This window comes from Sulfidibacter corallicola (assembly GCF_017498545.1).
GTDB classification, from domain to species: Bacteria; Acidobacteriota; Holophagae; order Acanthopleuribacterales; family Acanthopleuribacteraceae; genus Sulfidibacter; species Sulfidibacter corallicola.
The window spans coordinates 793,848-811,461 of sequence record NZ_CP071793.1; the positions used below are offsets into that span (position 1 = coordinate 793,848).

At 59.9% G+C, this 17,614-nt stretch carries 12 protein-coding genes; 5 read left to right on the forward strand and 7 right to left on the reverse strand.

Annotated elements, in window-relative coordinates:
* Positions 1 to 400 precede the first annotated feature (400 nt).
* Complete coding sequence (locus J3U87_RS02245; RefSeq protein ID WP_237381397.1) at positions 401 to 940, forward strand: hypothetical protein; 540 nt, start codon at positions 401 to 403, stop codon at positions 938 to 940.
* Between the two features lie 164 nt (positions 941 to 1,104).
* Here the strand turns inward: J3U87_RS02245 and J3U87_RS02250 are convergent, their stop codons facing one another.
* The 3 genes from J3U87_RS02250 to J3U87_RS02260 form a co-directional block, all read right to left on the reverse strand.
* Positions 1,105 to 2,163, reverse strand: coding sequence for an alpha/beta hydrolase (locus tag J3U87_RS02250; RefSeq protein ID WP_237381398.1), 1,059 nt, complete (start codon positions 2,161 to 2,163; stop codon positions 1,105 to 1,107).
* Between the two features lie 64 nt (positions 2,164 to 2,227).
* The gene (locus J3U87_RS02255; RefSeq protein ID WP_237381399.1) at positions 2,228 to 3,088 is read right to left on the reverse strand and encodes a hypothetical protein; all 861 of its coding nucleotides are present in this window, start codon (positions 3,086 to 3,088) and stop codon (positions 2,228 to 2,230) included.
* 215 nt (positions 3,089 to 3,303) lie between these two features.
* Positions 3,304 to 4,071 carry a hypothetical protein gene (locus tag J3U87_RS02260; protein ID WP_237381400.1) on the reverse strand — a complete coding sequence of 256 codons (768 nt, stop codon included), beginning with the start codon at positions 4,069 to 4,071 and terminating at the stop codon, positions 3,304 to 3,306.
* Positions 4,072 to 4,536: 465 nt separating this feature from the next.
* On the opposite strand from J3U87_RS02260, the gene J3U87_RS02265 reads away from it, so the two are divergent.
* Entirely contained in the window at positions 4,537 to 5,022 is a 486-nt protein-coding gene (locus tag J3U87_RS02265; protein WP_237381401.1) for a MarR family winged helix-turn-helix transcriptional regulator, read from the forward strand.
* Between the two features lie 23 nt (positions 5,023 to 5,045).
* The gene (locus tag J3U87_RS02270; RefSeq protein WP_420038275.1) at positions 5,046 to 5,948 is read left to right on the forward strand and encodes an amidohydrolase family protein; all 903 of its coding nucleotides are present in this window, start codon (positions 5,046 to 5,048) and stop codon (positions 5,946 to 5,948) included.
* A gap of 112 nt (positions 5,949 to 6,060) precedes the next feature.
* Here the strand turns inward: J3U87_RS02270 and J3U87_RS02275 are convergent, their stop codons facing one another.
* The 3 genes from J3U87_RS02275 to J3U87_RS02285 all read right to left on the reverse strand — a co-directional run bounded on the left by J3U87_RS02275 (position 6,061) and on the right by J3U87_RS02285 (position 12,110).
* A complete protein-coding gene (locus J3U87_RS02275) occupies positions 6,061 to 7,362 on the reverse strand; it encodes a DUF1501 domain-containing protein (RefSeq protein WP_237381403.1) in 1,302 nt (433 codons plus the stop codon).
* A 37-nt stretch (positions 7,363 to 7,399) separates the two neighbouring features.
* Complete coding sequence (locus tag J3U87_RS02280) at positions 7,400 to 11,005, reverse strand: DUF1800 family protein (RefSeq protein WP_237381404.1); 3,606 nt, start codon at positions 11,003 to 11,005, stop codon at positions 7,400 to 7,402.
* 130 nt (positions 11,006 to 11,135) lie between these two features.
* Entirely contained in the window at positions 11,136 to 12,110 is a 975-nt protein-coding gene (locus J3U87_RS02285; protein WP_237381405.1) for an Ig-like domain-containing protein, read from the reverse strand.
* An 857-nt stretch (positions 12,111 to 12,967) separates the two neighbouring features.
* On the opposite strand from J3U87_RS02285, the gene J3U87_RS02290 reads away from it, so the two are divergent.
* The gene (locus tag J3U87_RS02290; RefSeq protein WP_237381406.1) at positions 12,968 to 13,915 is read left to right on the forward strand and encodes an isopenicillin N synthase family dioxygenase; all 948 of its coding nucleotides are present in this window, start codon (positions 12,968 to 12,970) and stop codon (positions 13,913 to 13,915) included.
* Positions 13,916 to 14,249: 334 nt separating this feature from the next.
* On the opposite strand, the gene J3U87_RS02295 is transcribed toward J3U87_RS02290, so the two are convergent.
* Positions 14,250 to 15,776, reverse strand: coding sequence for a CYTH and CHAD domain-containing protein (locus J3U87_RS02295; protein WP_237381407.1), 1,527 nt, complete (start codon positions 15,774 to 15,776; stop codon positions 14,250 to 14,252).
* Between the two features lie 541 nt (positions 15,777 to 16,317).
* Between J3U87_RS02295 and eno the strand changes: the two genes are divergently transcribed.
* Positions 16,318 to 17,595 (forward strand): phosphopyruvate hydratase, encoded by a 1,278-nt coding sequence (gene eno / locus J3U87_RS02300; RefSeq protein WP_237381408.1) that lies wholly within the window; start codon positions 16,318 to 16,320, stop codon positions 17,593 to 17,595.
* The last annotated feature ends 19 nt before the right edge of the window (positions 17,596 to 17,614 follow it).

The following is a 17,614-nucleotide window of genomic DNA, read 5'->3' on the forward strand; positions in this document are numbered from 1 at the left end:
GGTCCGCGAATGTTACGCGGATCTATCTTTTGACTTTTGAAGTATTTTGAATACATTTTACGATTTTTCCTGATAGTTGTGGATAAACTTCATCAAAAACTCATTGTTTTCTTGATGCTTTTTTCAAGAATCCTCATTCCCGTCTCATCCTAGCTGGGCAACATGGCCCCCATTGACCGGGTCGACGTGATCGGGGTGTTCTTCGTTCGCCGACGAAATATCGTCCGTTCCGGTCGCGACAGCGGAAGCCGATCGCTTCACCGGTGTCCGGCATTGGCTGTCGATCTTTGCGGTTTCCCGAGATGTGCAGGGGCCCGATCACGGATGCCTCCGGGGGGTGGTTGGAACCTGGTTCCATGCCATGCGCCCGAATCGCACAGCTCGGATTCGAGAGTTGCAAATGAGGGTAATCATTTTCTTGTGCCTGCTCACCTTGTGGCAGCCCGTGATCGAACCCTCGATGGCATTTGACCGCGAGGAAGGCAAATCGTTGATCGAGAGATTGGTCGACATTCGCCCATCCGACCGCGAGGTCATGTTCATCGAAATGATGTTCGCTTCCAAATACCGGTCCATCTTCTTCGAGGGCGACGATCTGGCCGCCATGGCCAAAATGGTTCGCCGTACGGGAGATCGCCGGTTCGCCAAACAATTTGGCACGGATGCGAAATATCGGAGTTGGTTACTGGACAATCTCAAGGAGATGCAGGTCTACAGCGAGACCAAGAGGGACGACCTGGAGAATTTGGCGACCAGGATGGCGTCGGCCAGCCTGGACATGAATGCAACGCTTAACAACACCAGCAAACGCAAACTGTTGTACCTGATCCAGTACGCCGCTGAAAAAAGACCGACCGAAGTGGTGGTCGACAACCCCAAATCAATCCGAGTGTTTCAGCTCCTCGAGGTCCTGAGAACCGAATACAACAGCCGCGGCTAGACCTCATCCCTGTCTCGAGGCATTCCGTATCATCACCGGCAACGCAATATCGACGGCCTTCGCGGCCCACCCTTTCGAGCGGATTTTTCTTCTCGATTTCGATCCCATCGCCGTCTCGAAAGGGTTCGCGTGGGCCCACCGGATCGATCGCCGAGTCGAGGTTCTCAGAACGTCGGGCCCGGTGGATCCGGTGCGATCGGCGGTTTCTTGCGGTCGTTGTTTTTCCCGAAGAGGAATTGAAACGGGATGTGGAGCCTCGCGGCCCAGAAGCCTTCGTGATGGCCGGCCAGGGGGAAGTTGAAATAGAGCAGGTCGCTGCCGAATTGGAAACCGTGATGGATCAACAAATCCTTCATGCGTTTGGTCGCATCGAAATTGTCCTCGGGCCATCCGCTGTCCAGGTAGATCCGAACCGGGCGTTTGGGATCCTTTCGGACGCGTTCGTACAAGTCGTCTCGATAACCGAAGGTGCTGGACATACAGGCCACCTTGCCGAAAACCTTCGGCCATTGCCAGGCCAGGTAGAAGGAGACCACGCCGCCCAGTGAGGAACCCATCACCCCCGTGTGAATCGGGTCCGAAAGCGTGCGGTAGTTCCGATCGATATGGGTTTTCAGGTGGTGAACCACGCCTTCGCCATAGCGGTGATAGCCGGGATGGGTGTAGTCGTGGTTGCGGTTCGCGGCGTAGATGCCCACCACGATGGTCTTGTCGATGACACTGAGGGCGTTGAGCAGATTCATCGTTTCGTCGACCTGCCATTCCCTGCCGAGAAACGCCTCGTCCGGAAAGAAGAGATTGGTGCCGTCGTGCATGTAGAGCACGGGGTAGCGCTTGAGCGTGTTCTCGCGGTAGCCGGGCGGCATGTAGATCCGCGCCGTGAAGAGCTGCTCATCCGGGTTGTCGGAAGGAATGCCGATCTGCTCGGAGATCGTACCTTCGGTGGCCCCTTCGAAAAAGTGGGGATAGATGGTGAACGGTCGTCCCCAGTAGGGATAAAGGGTGTAATTGCGCCCCTGCGACCAGTGCTGTCCGTGATCGTCGACCAGCATCGGTTTGAACTCCAGGGGTTCCGAGGGCTCCCAAAACGTGAAGATGGCCTTGTCCCTGGTCTGGAGGGTGGGGGAGACGTCGCGGTGCCAGTCGTTCGACGTACGAAGGACCATCCGGCGACCATTGAGCGGATAGTGGATACGGACCTCGGCGGTGGGATTCAAGGGCAAGGCCAAGCTCCTCGTGACAATGGAGATGCGGCGGAACGATCCTCCATTTTAGCACACCACTCGGTCAGGTTTGGGACTGGGGTTTCGGTGTGTCTCGAAAGTGCATCTCGACGATCCGGTGGTGTTCGTCCAGCCGGCAGGTACACCACGCCAATTCCGGCATGACGCGAAGCATGTGGCGCGTCAAACGTTCGTAATGTGCGATGAACCGGAGCAGGGCCGTCGAGTCCATGATGGCGGTGGCTTGGGTGCCGCGTGTCCGTGCCAGCTCTCGCTCCTGCTGGCCGCGCCATCGAGCCACCCAGTCGAAATCGGGGATCTCGAGAAAGACCAGGAGATCGAGTCGTTCGAACAGGGGAGGATAGGCCTCTGCCAGTTGGCGATTCACCCACCGGCGCCAAACCTCCTCGCGATCTTCTTCCGCTTCCAGCCGATTGATCGGGGCGGCCAGCTCGTCCTCTCGCTGAGGCGGTGCGCCCACGCACCAGCCTTCGAAGAAAACCACGTCGGATGCGCCTCGGTGAGTCGGCCAACGGTCGCGATCCATGCGATCGTCGATGCCCTTGTCGAAGGCCGGTATGGGAGTGATGTCGTCCGCCTCGGCCGCGCGGAGGTCCGCGAACAACTTCAGGCCCAACGCGGGATCGTGGGTCCCGGGTACACCGCGGGTCGCCAACAGGGGGTGCACCCGTCGCGACAGGCGCAGGCGCTCCTCGCGGCGCAGGTAGAGGTCGTCCAGCGAGAAACCGGTGGTACGCAAGCCCTTGGCCCGCATCCGTCGCATCAGATCGCGGGCAAGCGTCGTTTTGCCGCTGCCTTGGGCTCCGGCGATACCCACGAACAGCGGACCCGTGGTGCGCTTTCTTTCGCGAACCAGCGTCTCGGCCAATCGTTGGGTGGGGTCATCGGCGAGCTGCGTGTGCATCCTGAACGTCACCGGTCTGTGAGATTTCGGGCGAAAACCGCGGTCCCAGGGCGGAACATCCGCCGGGGCGCATCTGGAATGGGCCCGAATCCAGTGTGGCATCGGCCGGTGGCGCCCGTCAACGACTCCTGGCCGAGACGCGTCGTTCGATGACGGGCTGTTTTCCGTGCACCACAACCGTTGTTTTCCGGACAATCGTGGGGAGGTAGGTCGTTTCAGTATGCGGGAATGGCGGTCAGGTCCGTGTTGCTCACGGTGGTCGCCGTGCTGAAAAAGTGGCTCGGCCAGGGGCAGAGCGTTCCCTTTGCGGCCGGAGCTTCCGATGCCAAGATCGGGGTGGGGTCGATGGTGGGTTTTTCCGTCGACCGGCTGTCCCGTACCTGACCCGAACCAGGTGCCTGCACCGTCGGGGTTGCCTTGGTGCGGACGGGCTTTTTCTTCGGGGAAACGGTCGATTGTTCGGCGAACGGGCCCGAGCCATAGTGGAAACCCTGCGAGAAGGGTTGACCCAAGGCCGGCCAGGCCTTTCTGGGATTCCAGGACAGTTCCAATTCTTGGCGCCAATCCTGGTGGGTACCTTTGACCCCTTCGTGCAACGGCAGGTTTTCCACCAGATAATCCAGCAAGTCCTCGACGTCCGCGAAAACGGGGCTGATCGGGACACCGCCCTTTTTCAGGTCGTAGGCCTGCACGTGATCGGGCATGCTGAAGTACGGCATGTAGTGATCGGCCTGGGGCGCCAATTGTGCCAACTGCGTCAGGGCTTCCTGGCGGGATGCGTATTGGCCTTGATTGACGAGGTCGACGATGTGGGCTCGAAACGAGGCGGTTGCGGAGAGATAAGACTCGTGGGAAGCGAGGGAACGGTGGGTTCCGTCCGGTTTCTTGGGATGAGTCCAGTTGGCCGTGACGTGGCGAATCTGGTATCTCGAGAAATTGGTGGTCGGTTGGTTGTTCATTTTGTCTGAGATGTTGTTGCACATTGTACTACCCCTGCTGTTGCTGGAACGCATGGTTCCCTGGATTGCCGGCATTTCCCGTGTCCGTCGCGATGATTCGTCGATCCGCATCCATAAATGATTGATGAAGCATCCACCGGTCCGGTGAAAGGGGCGGGGTTGTACTTATTCCTTGGCCAGACCAACCGAGCCCGAGTGAGAAAAGTGATGGAGACCATTTCGTGATCTCCTATTCGATACGGCTGAATCTAGCGGTCAAACTTGTGCAAAGTTGGGAGAAAATGTGGAGATATTGTGGAGATTGGGCCAAAAAAGGTGATTTAGGTTCACGTTTGATGGACTGAGGGGCCGGTGAACTGGGGAAAAACCGTAGTCTCGATGCGGCATGGGCGATTGTGCCGCGCCCCGACATGTGCCTTGCTTTTTAGTTTGATGTCCCATTATAATTCATTGGATATCCAACTAAGTGCACTTCCTGGAGTCGTCATTTTGTCCCGCTTCGATCATCTCTTCTACCTCACTTCACGCCTTCACGCACGTACGGACCGGTTCATTCAGACTCGTTTGAACCAGCATGGATTAAAGGGGTTGGTACCCTCTCACGGGGCCATCCTCAGCCTGCTCTATCAGCGTGGTCCCATGACCATGGCCGCCCTCGCCGAGGCCATCGATCGCGATCGTTCCACCGTCACCGCACTTGTGGAGAAATTGGTCAGGTCGGGCTACGTCGCTCGGGATCCCGATCCCGATGACCGCCGTAAGACGCGCGTCGTCCTCACCGAGGCGAGCAGGCCCCTGAAAAAACCCCTGCTGGCCATTTCCAGCGAGTTGCGTCGTACCGCCTTTCGAGATTTGGATCCCGAGATGCTGCATCGGGTGATGGGCGTGCTCGAGCGGCTCATTCAGAATCTGGATGACGAACATGTGGCGGCCGACGAACGTTCCGCGCGCTCAACCCGAAACCGCAAACGATAACCAAGGAGCGAACCATGTCCCCCATGTCCAACGGTTCCGAACCGACCTCGATCATCGATGTATGGATGCAACATCCCAATGTCCAGTTTTTCAACCACCCGATGCTGGCCTCGCTGAGGCGATGGGCCGGTGCGGATAAAATCGAACAGACCCCACCGGTATCGGCGACCCTGGCCGCGATGGATCACGGCGGGGTGCGATTCGGGCTGCTCTCGGCCTGGTGGGGCCCCAACGGGCCGCTGATCGGCAACGACGAGGTGGCCGACGCCATCGCCCAGGCGCCCGACCGGTTCGGCGGGCTGGCCGCGGTCGACCTGTTTCGCCCCATGGAAGCCGTTCGCGAGTTGCGGCGCAGGGTGCGGGAACAGGGCTTTCTGGGGTTGCGCATCGTCCAGTGGCTGTGGCGCCTGCCCGCCACCGATCGCCGCTATTATCCCTTGTTCGCCGAATGTGTCGAACTGGGCGTGCCCGTCTGCCTGCAGGTGGGGCACACCGGGCCGCTGATGCCGTCCGAAACCGGCCGACCGATTCCCTACATCGACGAGGTGGCGCTCGACTTTCCCGAGCTCAAGATCGTGTGCGGCCACATCGGTTATCCCTGGACGACCGAGATGATCGCCGTGGCCACCAAACACGAGAACGTGTTCATCGATACCTCGGCCTATACCGTCGCCCGCTACCCGGCCGAACTGGTGGCCTACCTCGAGCACCACGGTCGCCACAAAGTCCTGTTTGGTTCCAACTTTCCCATGATCACCCCGCAAAAGTGCCTGAAGGGTCTCGATGCCTTGGGGTTGGACCGAAACACGCGCGATGCCTTTCTCCACGGGAACGCGCGGCGGGTGTTCGGCCTGCCCGATTCGGTTGGAGCCGCACCCGGCGGTGCCGTATCCGACGGCGCCGTGTCGGGTGCCGTGAATTCGTGAGTTCCACGGAGCGGAGGCGATGGCTTCCGCGATCGACCTGAACGCCAAAACCGAAAAAGGCGCGACCTGATGGCCGCGCCTTCGTTTTTCGAGAAATCGAATCGGTTCCAGGTCAGGGAATGAACCCGACCGGCGAGTAGGTGTGACCGGGAATGACCGCCTGCAGATCGTTGTCGTTCATGCCCATGTGATTGCGCAGGATTTCCCAGTAGATGTCGCGGAAATCGGTGACCCAACCCAAATCGTGACCTCGGTACAGACTGGCGAGGCTCGGCCAATTACCGCCGCCGTTGATCATCTGACCGTTGGTGGGACCGCCCATGACCATGGCCAGTGCACCCGTGCCGTGGTCGGTTCCGTTGGAGTCGTTCTGATAGGCGCGGCGCCCGAATTCGGTGACGACCAGGAACAGGATGTCGTCCATCCGGGTCGCACCCATATCCTGGTAGAAGGCCACCATGGAGCGCGAAAGTTCGTCCAGAAGCTCCATGTGCGGCGTGTCGAGCGAGGTGAGGTTGTTGGGGTTCACCTGGCCGGCGTGGGTGTCGTAGCCGCCCTGGTCGATGGTGACCACCTCGATGCCGAGCGGGTTGTCGTCCTTGAGCATCTGGGCCGCGTGCGCGACGCGCTCGCCCAAACGGCTGTCGGGATAGACGGCGCCGTTCTCGGGCACGTAGTCGTCCAAATCGCGGTCCGCGAAGTTGTCCAGCATCTGGAAGATCTTGCGGCCCGTTCCGTACACCCGATCGTTGGAACCGGTGATGTCCAGGTTGTAGATGTTGCGGATTTCTTCGCGGAGCGCGGCTTCGCGGGTGTCGTCCAGGGCGCCGTCCACTTCGAGTCGCAAGCGTCCGAAGTTGTTGCTCACCGGCACCGACACCTGACCCGAGGCGGCCTGGGGAATGTTGGAACCGATGTGGATGCCGCGAATCGGAGGCTCGGGATTCAAGGGACTGGTGGAGTTTTGCAGAAAGCGGTTCAGCCAGCCGGAACTCAGGCTGTTGCCGGGAATCGCCGTCTCGTAATAGGCCTGTGACTCGAAATGAGAGCGGTCCGAGTCGGGGTAACCCACCGCGTGAATCATGGAGAGGTCGCCACCGCTGATGAGCCCGGACATGGGGTTCAGGGCGGGGTGCATCCGAAAGAAACTGTTGTTCGGCACGGGCGAGAGTTGGTTGGTGGTGAAGCCCAGGGTCGGGCGCAGGTTGCGATACAGGTTGTATTGGGTGGCGTCGACGGGGACCAGGGTGTTCAGGGCGTCGTTGCCGCCGCGCTGGAAGACCACGACCAGTTTCTTGACGACCCCGCCTTTCCCGCGTAGGCGCGGCTTGGCGGAGCGCGCGGCCAGGGCCTGGCTTCCGAGGGTCATGCCGCCGGCCAGTGCTTTCAGGAACGTTCTGCGTTTGATGCTCATGACTGTTTCTCCTTCTTTTCTTCGCCGTTGGCCGGTCTTACTGTTTGCTCAGTTCGGGCAGGCGCAGGTAGATGGACAGTACCTGTCGCACCTGGTTGTCCAGGGTTTCGTCGGTGAGGACGAAGCTGCCGGGACTCCCGTCGGTGAGCCAGTTCATCGCGATGTCGCGGACGCCGGCGTTCTCCCTGCCGTGAGTGGTGATGGCCGAGAAGAAGTCGAGGATTTCGTCGGCGGTCTCGACGCCGTGGGATTCGAGCAGATGCTTCAAGTCGACTTGAGGACTGCCGCCGTATCCGCGGTTGGTGGCCAGGGCGTTGGCGAAGTTGAGGCGCTGCAGCATGGAGTTGGTGTCCATCCAATCGACACCCTCTTCGGAGAATCCGGTGGGATCGGCGAACTCCAGCAATTCCATACCCATGTCTTCCAGCACGCCGACCATCGGTCGCGTCATCGGGAACGCCTCGGTCATGCGGCACAGGCTGGCCAGGAACTCGAGCGGGGTCTTGGTCTTGTTGCCGCGGTAGGCGAGATCGGTTCGGAAACGCGCGTGGCTGAGAATCGTGTTCAGCGTGGCGGCGATGTCGCCGCTGGTGTTTTCGAAGGTGGTTTGGGCGGCGTTCCAGACGTCCGCCGGAGGATCGTCGCTGATCAGGAGCTGACACATCTTCCAGGTGATGAATTCCGCGGTCTGGGACAACGAGGTGAGGTGGTCGATGAAGGTCAGGCCGTCGCTGAGACCGCCACCGGCCGGAATGACCAGCTCGTAGGACGTCCCCGCGAACAGCGTCTTTTCACCGTAGTCGTGGAGGCCGGGGTCGAAGTAGAACTTGCCGCGCCGTGCCGTCCAGCCGGTGAAGACGCGCGAGGCTTCGATGATGTCGTCGTGGGTGTAACCGTTGTTGACGCCCATGGTATGCAGTTCCATGATCTCCCGGGCGTAGTTCTCGTTGGGGGCGCCCACGACGTTGGTGTCGTTGTCCAAGTAGACCGTCATGGGGAAGTGCATGGCGGAATCGACCAGCAGGTCGCTGAAATTGCCCAGTGCGTGTTCGCGGAAGCGGGCGTTCTCGGCGAGCTCTTCGGTGATGTGGTCGGTCTTGTCGAGCAGGGTATTGAAGTGGTTGTCCCAGAACTGGGTCATCACTTCCAGGAATTGCCGCTCGCTGTGAACCATCCGCATGAACATGTGGGAGCGCAGGTCCTGTTTGTTGTTCCACGGCATGTAGAAGTCGGAATTGAGGACATTCGAAAGATGGCTGTCGTCGATGGCATCGGGCGACATTTGCTGGTTGATCCAGGTATCCACACCGACGGACAGAATGTTGGCCAGTGAATCGGGAGTGGGTCCGAACGTCATCCGGTTGAGCACGTGATGGGCCTCGGCCAGTTGACCGGCGGTGGTTCCGGGCGGCGGAAACTGGGTGACCGGCGGCGCGGGCAAGGGGCCCGGCGACGGGTTAAGGGCCAAGTTGTGGTTGCGGTTGTGGGTCACGCCGGATGGGGACATTTGTGCGGCGTAGACCGCGGCGACCAGGATCGAGCCCGGCAGTGACCTGTCCGAAGTGCCCAGCCCTTCGTGGCGGCTGTAGCGCGGTCCCACGTTGACCTGGGCCAGACTGGGCCACATGATCAGGCTGTCGATGTTCGTCGCGGTGGCGAGCACCTCGACGCCGTTCACGTAGATCCGCACCGAGGCCAGGCTCATCGTGGCCATGATGTGGTAGCGACCGGGGCCGGTGATCACGTCGTCCACTTCGTAGTTCCGCTCCGTGCCGTTGCGGTTGTTGATCGTGAGCCTGATCCGGTCGTTGCGGAGGCGCAGGCGGGCCAGGTAGTTCCAGGCGCCATCGGTGATGGAGATCAGCTCGTAGTTGTCCCAGCCGTCGACCTCGCGGTCGTAGGTCACGTCGGCTTCCAGGGTGAAGGCTTCCGCGTTGCGGATTTGGTACACCGAGTGGACACCCGCCTGTTGGGAGAAGAGCGAGGTACCCGTTTGCAGCGTGATGCCGCCCGGGTTGCGGACGTAGATGCGGGGATCCGGGGTCAGGTGGTGCCCGTAGCCGGAGGTGTCGGCGTAGGGATCGTTGGCACGGAAGAGGTATTCCGCGACCAGCGTGTCGCTGACCCGGTTGTGCCCGATGCGGATCGGCGTCGGGTTGGGAACGGCCGGGCGATCGGATACGGCCCGCGTGAAGATGTTGTCCGGAATCTGGACTTCGTCCTCCCAGTCCTGGTTCTGCCCGCCGTATTGCCAGTAGAGGCGAAGCTGCGGAGAGTTCCAGGCTTCGGCGGTGCGCACCCACCAGTGGTGTTTGCCGGCTTCCAGATAGACGGAGCCGCGGTTGATCCACTGGTCCGGATACTGGTACCAGATGCCGGCGATGAATTCACCGTTGATGCGCAGGGCGCCGGTGTCGCTGATACGGAAGCGGTACCAACCGGTGGTGGGAATCTCGATCAGGGCGGTGATGTCGACGATGCTTCCGCGGCTGACGAAGGCGTTGCCGTAGAAGAGGTCGTCGTTTCCGTTGCGCAGGATCTGGGTGGAGTTGGGGGCGGCGACGGCCCAGGGCATCAGGCCCAACTGATAGGGATCGGGCATGACGTCGTCGTAGTGCTCCGACGAGTACAGCGCCGCGTAGGTGCCGTTTTGGATGTCCGGATCCGTGTCACTGTAGACGTAGTAGGACTTCTCGAAGGTGCGGCCGCCGCTGTCGGAGAGTTTGAAGTCGAAGCGGTTCAAGCCGGGATCGAGCGCGATCGAGGGGTACCATGTGTCGTTGACGAGCTGCTGGACCTGGTCGTTGACCTCGAGCGTCACGTCCGGATCGGCGTTGACCATGAACGCGGTGAGATCGAGCTGTCTCGTCGTCAGGCGGGTGCCGCTGGGCGGATCGAACAGGATGTCCAGGTCGGCGATCTGGTTTTCGGTGACCGAGGTGCCGGAGTGGTAGAGGTATCTGGCCGCAATGGTCTTCAAGCCCGGTCCGATTTGCGAACCGTTGGACTCCCAGGCCAGGGTCAGCTCCGCGCCGCGATCGTTGTTGAAGTACTCGATGCGAATCGGCAGCATGCCTTCCTGGAGGACGGCCGCATAGGTGGCCTGCGGCGGAGAACCCTCGAATTCCGCCACGATCAGGTTGTTCACGATCAGGCGGGCGCCGCGGCTGCCGCTGATGGTGATGCTGTAGTTGGCCGTCTCCGGCACGTACAGCCATCCGTCGAAGCTGGCTCCGAAATTACGACGCATCGTGGTGTTCAGGAACTGGTTGTCGAAGCCCTCCGCGTCGTCGATTTGGGGGATCGGCATGACGATGGTCGGGTCGTACGGCATCGCCGCGAAGTTGGGGAAGTCGATGCTTTGGTCTTCCGAACCATCCGCAAATCCCCAATACCGGCCCAGCAGCCCGTGGCTGAACGCACTCGAAGAGCGTTCCAACTGCATCATGAAATCCAACACATCGACCTGACCGTTTCCGTTCAGGTCCGGTCCCGAACCGCGCTCGTTCCAAAGCGGCAGGGACTGGCCGAGGTTGTCGTCACAGTAGGTGGGGTCATCGAAAAGATCGCAGGGACGTTGTGCCCACAGCGGTAAACTCACTGCGAGCACCATCATCAGAGCGGGCTTGGCTAGCCGAATCATAATGTTTCCTCTCTCCATAGATGAATCCGGGCAGGTCCGAGGAAGCGAATGGCAGGTCTCGGGTGACTGTTCCGGAGGTTACTCCTGGTACTGAAATCGTGGGGCTTCTTGCCATGCGGGAGTCCGAGCGTCATTTTCTTCGGGCTCCTCGTTGAATCCAATCGCGGATGCGTTCTTTTTCGAGCTGGCTGAGGGGATCGCGCCCCAGCGGCATTTCGTCGGACACCACGCGATCGTAAAGCGGGCTCAAATTGGGTTCGAAGGGGATGAAGGCCGGGCCGGAGTTACCGCCGGTTTCCGCTTCGTCGTAGGTGGACAGGTTCAAGCCGCCTTCACTCGCATTGATGTGGCAAGCCCAGCAATGAACTTCGAATATGTCGGTCAGCAGATCCGTGTAGTTGTCGGGCGGCAATACCTCGATCGCAACGGTTTCGGGCAGGGTGGTCAGACGTCCATCGGTGGCCGCGACCTCGAAGCTGTCGTTGCCCACGAACTGTTCGTCTGGCAGATAGCGCAGAATGCCGTTGATGACGTTGACGAATCCGTGGTCGGGTTGGCGTGCGATGACCAATAATGGTTGTTGTTCCGCATCGTTGGCTTCGTAACTGATGGAAACCGACTGGCTTTCGAAGGTGAAGGTGGTGGCTTCGACGGTCAGGCTCGGTGGCGTGTTTTCGGGGAAATCGACCAGATTGCAGAAATAGAACCAGTCCAGAAGTGTCAGGACCTGATCTCGGTCGGGGTCGTAATCTTCGTCGGGCGGCGCTTCGCCCCAGGCTGCAAACCATTGTCCCCAGTCCTTGGAATCGAGGATTCCGTCGGAGAACAGGTCGGGTGAGCCGGGGTGGACGAGCACGCGCGTCGTTGCCTCGTACACGATGTCGGTATCCAAATCGGTCAGGAACACGCGGTATTCCGTCGTCTCCAAGGGTGTGACGACGAGAAAGATCCCGGGTTCGGGTGCGTCCTCCCACTGTATTTCGAAGCGGGCAGGAGGGTTGACGGGTGATGCCGCGAGCGTGACGATCGATCCGCCGCAAGATGCGGGCGCCGGACCAGCGTCCACCCCGATTTGGGCCATGAGAGAAGCCAAAATCCAGAGCATAGACGGAGAAACCTCAAAGGTGGGTGGTAGAGTCGGTTGTCCCTGTGGGCATATGATTGGGTGACGGATGTATGGGTTCGAGAGGGTTGGGAAGAACCGACGAACCATCCAGGACTGGAATCAAACCATCAATAATAAAACTCTGAAAATGACTTCCAAATAAAGACCGATCTGAATGAATGATCGTTGGGGCTCAATTTAAAAAGATCTTTCGCGAAGTCACCGTGAGCGCGATCACTGAAGCCTGTAATCGTGAGCTTTGGCTAAGTTTATGTGATTCATGTAATTAAAAGCACTGATTGATTGTTCGGGGGAAAATTGTCGATGTACCGACCCTTTAACATAGCACGATTTGTCGTTCAAGGAGTAGGTCGCGGGGGGTCTGGGAGACGTGTCGAAATCTCCGGATCTGTCTGTGAACACGGCCCTTTGACATGATTTCGCGTGGTTTTGGTCAGAATTTCCACGCTTCCGGGTTGTTGCCTGTGGCCGAATTTTTTCTCGTTTGAGGGCAAAAACCGAATCGTTCGGTCGACGCGCTCCGGGTTCGCTCGGCGGCGATCGATTTTTGGGGCGCACGTTCGAAGCCCCGGGCTTTGTCCAGGGCAACGCGATGGATCGTTGGGCGGGGGGAACAAGCTGTGTATAATAGGGAGCCCCACGCGCCGAAACACGGAACCCTCACCCAAACGCTACGGCCGAGGCGGGCCGCGTCAGTCTTTCGAGACGGATGTCTCGGGGAAGCTGATCGGGCCCTGCGTGCGCTTGGGGGCATGCTTTGCCGAAAGTTGGTAGAGCCGACCGCGGTCGATGTGATGTGACCGCGGGTTTGGAATGTTGCTAGAGGAGGATGGGATATGAGCATTCCGCGCATTGATTTGAGAGATTATCGTCAGGGGGATGCCGCGACGCGGAGCCGCTTCATCCAGACCCTGGGAGATGGATTGAAAGACGTAGGATTCCTTGTGGTGAGCGGCCACGGTTTGGATGCCGAGGTGATCGATCGAACCTACGGTATGTTCCGCGATTTTTTTGCGCTGCCGGATGACGTGAAGCGCAAGTACGACGTCGTCGCGGGCGGGGCACGTGGCTACACGCCCTTTGGTCGCGAGCATGCCAAGTACACCAATGTTCCCGATCTCAAGGAATTCTGGCATACCGGCCAGGAACTGCCCGAGGGCCATTCGCTGCGGGAAGAGTACCCCGATAACGTTTGGGCCAATGAGATGCCGGACATGAAGGAGTACGTCGTCAAGCTGTATCGGGGCTTCGAGGAGTGCGCCTCGACCCTGCTGACCGCCCTGGCCGAATACTTCGAATTCCCCACCGACACCTTTTCCAAGATGATGGTCGACGGAAATTCCATTTTGCGGACCATTCACTATCCGCCCCTGTCCGAGGACATGCCGGCCGGTGCCGTTCGCGCCGCGGCCCACGAGGACATCAACCTGATCACCCTGCTGATCGAAAGTCAGGGCGCCGGCCTCGAAATCCTGACCCAGGACAATCGTTGGGAACCGGTTCACGCGCTCGAGGGCGACATCATCGTGGATTCCGGCGATATGTTGAGCCGGCTGTGTAACGGTGTGATTCCGGCCACCACCCACCGCGTGGTCAACCCCGCTCAGGGCGAAAACAAATCGCGCTACTCCATGCCGTTTTTCGTGCATCCCTACTCGGCCTGCGATTTGACGGTCATGGATCATTTCGTGAGCGAAGACCGTCCGGCCAAGTGGCCGCCGATCACCGCGGGCGCGTTCTTGCAACAGCGTCTGGACGAAATCGGTCTTTCCAAGAAGGATTGAGACGCCCGCCCGCCGATCGAAGTGCTTGCAATAGGTGCCGGATCGGCGTAGGTTGAGAGCCAACAGGCAGCCTAATGTGCGCGACTTGCGCACCGCCGACGCCAGGCCGATGGGCCTGGCGTTGGTTCCCTCGCTCGCCGTGGCGACCCGACATGAGCCGACGAGCTATTAATATATAGTAGATATCCTGTCGCGAGCGGGCGCTTCCGCCCCACTGCTTTGGAATCCAGCCAAGACCACCGGCTGAAGGGTCCGAAGCCATTCGGGTTCCGGGTGCAGATGTCCCATGTGCATTGGAGGTGCCGGCGACCGAAGGCGCATCGCCGGTTTCTGCTCAGTGCCAGAATTTTCGGTGATTCTTGAAGCCCTTCCACACCCGTTGGAACGAAGCGTGTTGTGTTTCGACCTTGCAGGCGAACCAACCGCGGATCAAGGCGGCACCCGCGTGCTCGTTGCCCAGGTCGAGAATCTGGAACAATTCGTCGGCCACTGCCGCGTCGTTCAACGCGCCCAGCCTGTCCTGTGCCGATTTGAGCGATTTCAGGTAGGCGGCGCTTTTCTCCTTGGGGTAGAGGCTGGCGAAGAATTCGGCCGCGTAGCGGACTTTTTTTCCGCGGATACGCAGCTCGTGGCGCTGTTCGATGTCGAGGTCTTCGTAGCGTTTGCCCAGTTTGAAGAATTTCCCGTGCACTTTGTCCAGCAGGTGATGGGCGAAATTCTCGAGCGAGCTGTCCCAGCCGTCGAGCTGGGTTTCATCGGCACCGTTGCGCCATACTTCGCGGTCGAGCCAGTTGTACAGCTTCAGGATCAAGAGGCAGTAGCGGTGAGATCGAATGGCGGCACGAGCTCGGACGTAGCCTTCCCTGCGTTGCGCTTCCGCCTTTTCCCGTACCTCTCGCAGTGAGTCCCACTCGCCGAAGTAGCCCTCGATGGGAACCAGCGTTTCGTCGCAGAACACGTCCCAATCGCGCGCCGGGCCGAACTCTCCACCGAGCCATCTCAGTTCCGTGTTCCAAAATTCGCGTTGGCGTTCGGGGAGAAAGGGTTTGAAGACACTCAGCAGGGAGCGCATGCGCCGCAAACCCACGCGGAACTGGTGGACGCCCTCGATATCGGTACCGAAGAGGACCGGCTGCTCGTTGGCGAGCACCTGCTCGAGGCAGTTGCGCATCATGGCGGCAAAGCCCTGGCTGACGGTCGCCTTGGGATCCAATTTCAGGTTGGCGCCCTTGACGGGTGTCCACTCCGGCTTCACGACCAGCGCGTATCCGCGCGCGGCCTTGCTGCGACCTTCGGTGGTGACCGGCAGGGTTTCGGCCAGGGCGATGGCCGTCTTCAGCAGAGATTGCGCGTTGCCGCCCTTGAGTTCGAGTTCCATTTCGCACAGGGGTTCCACCTGCTCGCCGGCGCGGATCTCGCCGACGTCCACGGCCAACTCGAGTGTCGTGAAATCTTCCAGTTCCAGGTACCATTTGGTGCGTTCGAAATCGGTGACGAACATGGGAAGGATCGTTTGGCGCACTTCCGGATCGGCGAAAAGGGATGCGAAAGGCGATTCGGCCAGCGCGTCCCAGTCCGGCATGCCGTTCTCGATCGGCGATTCGAATTCCTGGCGGGCGCTGAGGCTGCCACCGCCCTTGCCGGATGCCTTGACGGTCTGAACCCAGCCGTCGCCTACCTGACGCAGCCGAAATCCCACCCCGCTTTTTTTCAGGGCTAGCTGTGGGGTATCGAGGTAGGTGCTCACCACGCGTTTGGTCTGTTTCTCGCCTCGGATCAGGCTCTTTAGCTGTTGATGCCGATCCAATAATTGGATGTCTTTGCGGTCGATCAGGAATTTGACTTCGATCTCCTGGGTCATGGCACCTCCTAGGGTGTGCTTTGCTTGGCCGATGGTGGTCGTGCGCCGCTCGCGGGGTGAGCATCGGGGCCTGGTGCCGGCACATGGGGGCCGGGATCGGTAGGGGTAGGAAGGGGGGACGGCCGAAAATGAAGCAGCCCCGCCCGAGGGAGGAACACCGAGGGCGGGGCCTATTGTTAGCGAAATGTTAGCATTTTTTTGGGATTCGGGCATCCCCACAGCCCGCCGCCCACCTCCGTCTTCCGGCGTGCTTGATAAATGGATGGAGCCCGATTTAAGATGGTCCCATCGCGACGACACCCGGATCATGCGGCGGCTCCCGCATCGTTCGAACCCACGTGGGTCCCTCTGCATCGGCCGCTACCATACCCCTCGTGTCGCCCGATTTTCGCCGTGCGCTGGCATGGACGTTCCCCGACGGAGCGATGCGACCGACGTCTCCCCGGTCATATCGCCCCGAGATGTACAAATCCCAAGAAACACAGTATTAGCCAGGCCCAGCGAGACCGCGCGGCTTGGCTGAACGCAAAAAGAGGACAAGATGAGCTTCATTGAAGAGGTAATCGGCAGGCAGATTCTCGATTCTCGTGGCAATCCCACCATTGAAGTAGACGTGTACCTGGAATCCGGTGTCATGGGCCGTGCGGCGGTTCCTTCCGGTGCCTCCACCGGAGAGCACGAAGCCTTGGAATTGCGCGACGGTGACAAGAGTGTGTACCTGGGCAAATCGGTCCTGAATGCCATCGAAAACATCCGCAAGCACATCGCTCCGGCCGTCGAGGGCATCGACGCGCGCGACCAGGTGGCCCTGGACAAGACGCTGCTGGAGCTGGACGGTACCCCAAACAAAAGCGAATTGGGCGCCAATGCCATGCTGGGTGTCTCGCTGGCGACCGCCAAAGCCGCCGCCGATTTCTGCGATCTCCCCCTGTTTCGCCACATCGGCGGCATCAGCGCCAACGTATTGCCCGTTCCCATGATGAACATCCTCAATGGTGGCGCCCATGCCGACAACAATGTCGACATCCAGGAATTCATGATCATGCCGGTGGGTGCTTCCTCCTTTTCCGAGGGGTTGCGGGCCGGTACCGAAGTTTTTCATCACCTTAAGAGCGTCTTGAAGAAAAAGGGGCTGAACACGGCAGTCGGTGACGAAGGCGGGTTCGCACCGAACTTGAGTTCCAACGCCCAGGCGCTGGACTTCATTCTGGAAGCGGTCGAAATCGCCGGTTACAAGCCTGGCGAGGATTTCGTGCTCGCCTTGGACGTGGCCTCCAGCGAGTTTTATCGCGACGGCAAATACCATCTGGAAGGCGAGAACCGTTCGCTGTCCTCCGAGGAACTGGTCGCCTATTACCGCGATCTTTGCGAAAAATATCCCATCAAGTCCATCGAGGACGGCATGGACCAGAACGACTGGGACGGTTGGAAGCAGCTCACCGATACGCTGGGTCAGGGGGTGCAGTTGGTCGGCGATGACCTGTTCGTCACCAATGCCTCGATTTTGCAGCGGGGCATCAGCGAGGGCGTCGGCAACTCGATTCTGGTGAAGCTGAACCAAATCGGCACCCTCACCGAAACCATGCAGGCCATTCATCTGGCGCAGCGCAATCGCTACACCACCGTCATCTCGCACCGCAGTGGTGAGACGGAAGACACCACGATCGCCGACTTGGCGGTAGCCTGCAATGCCGGTCAGATCAAAACCGGGTCGGCCTGCCGCACCGATCGCATCGCCAAGTACAACCAGCTCCTGCGGATCGAGGAAATCCTCGGCTCCACGGCCCTCTACCCTGGAGAGAGCATCTTTCCCAACTAAAGCGTCTTTCGTCGCATAA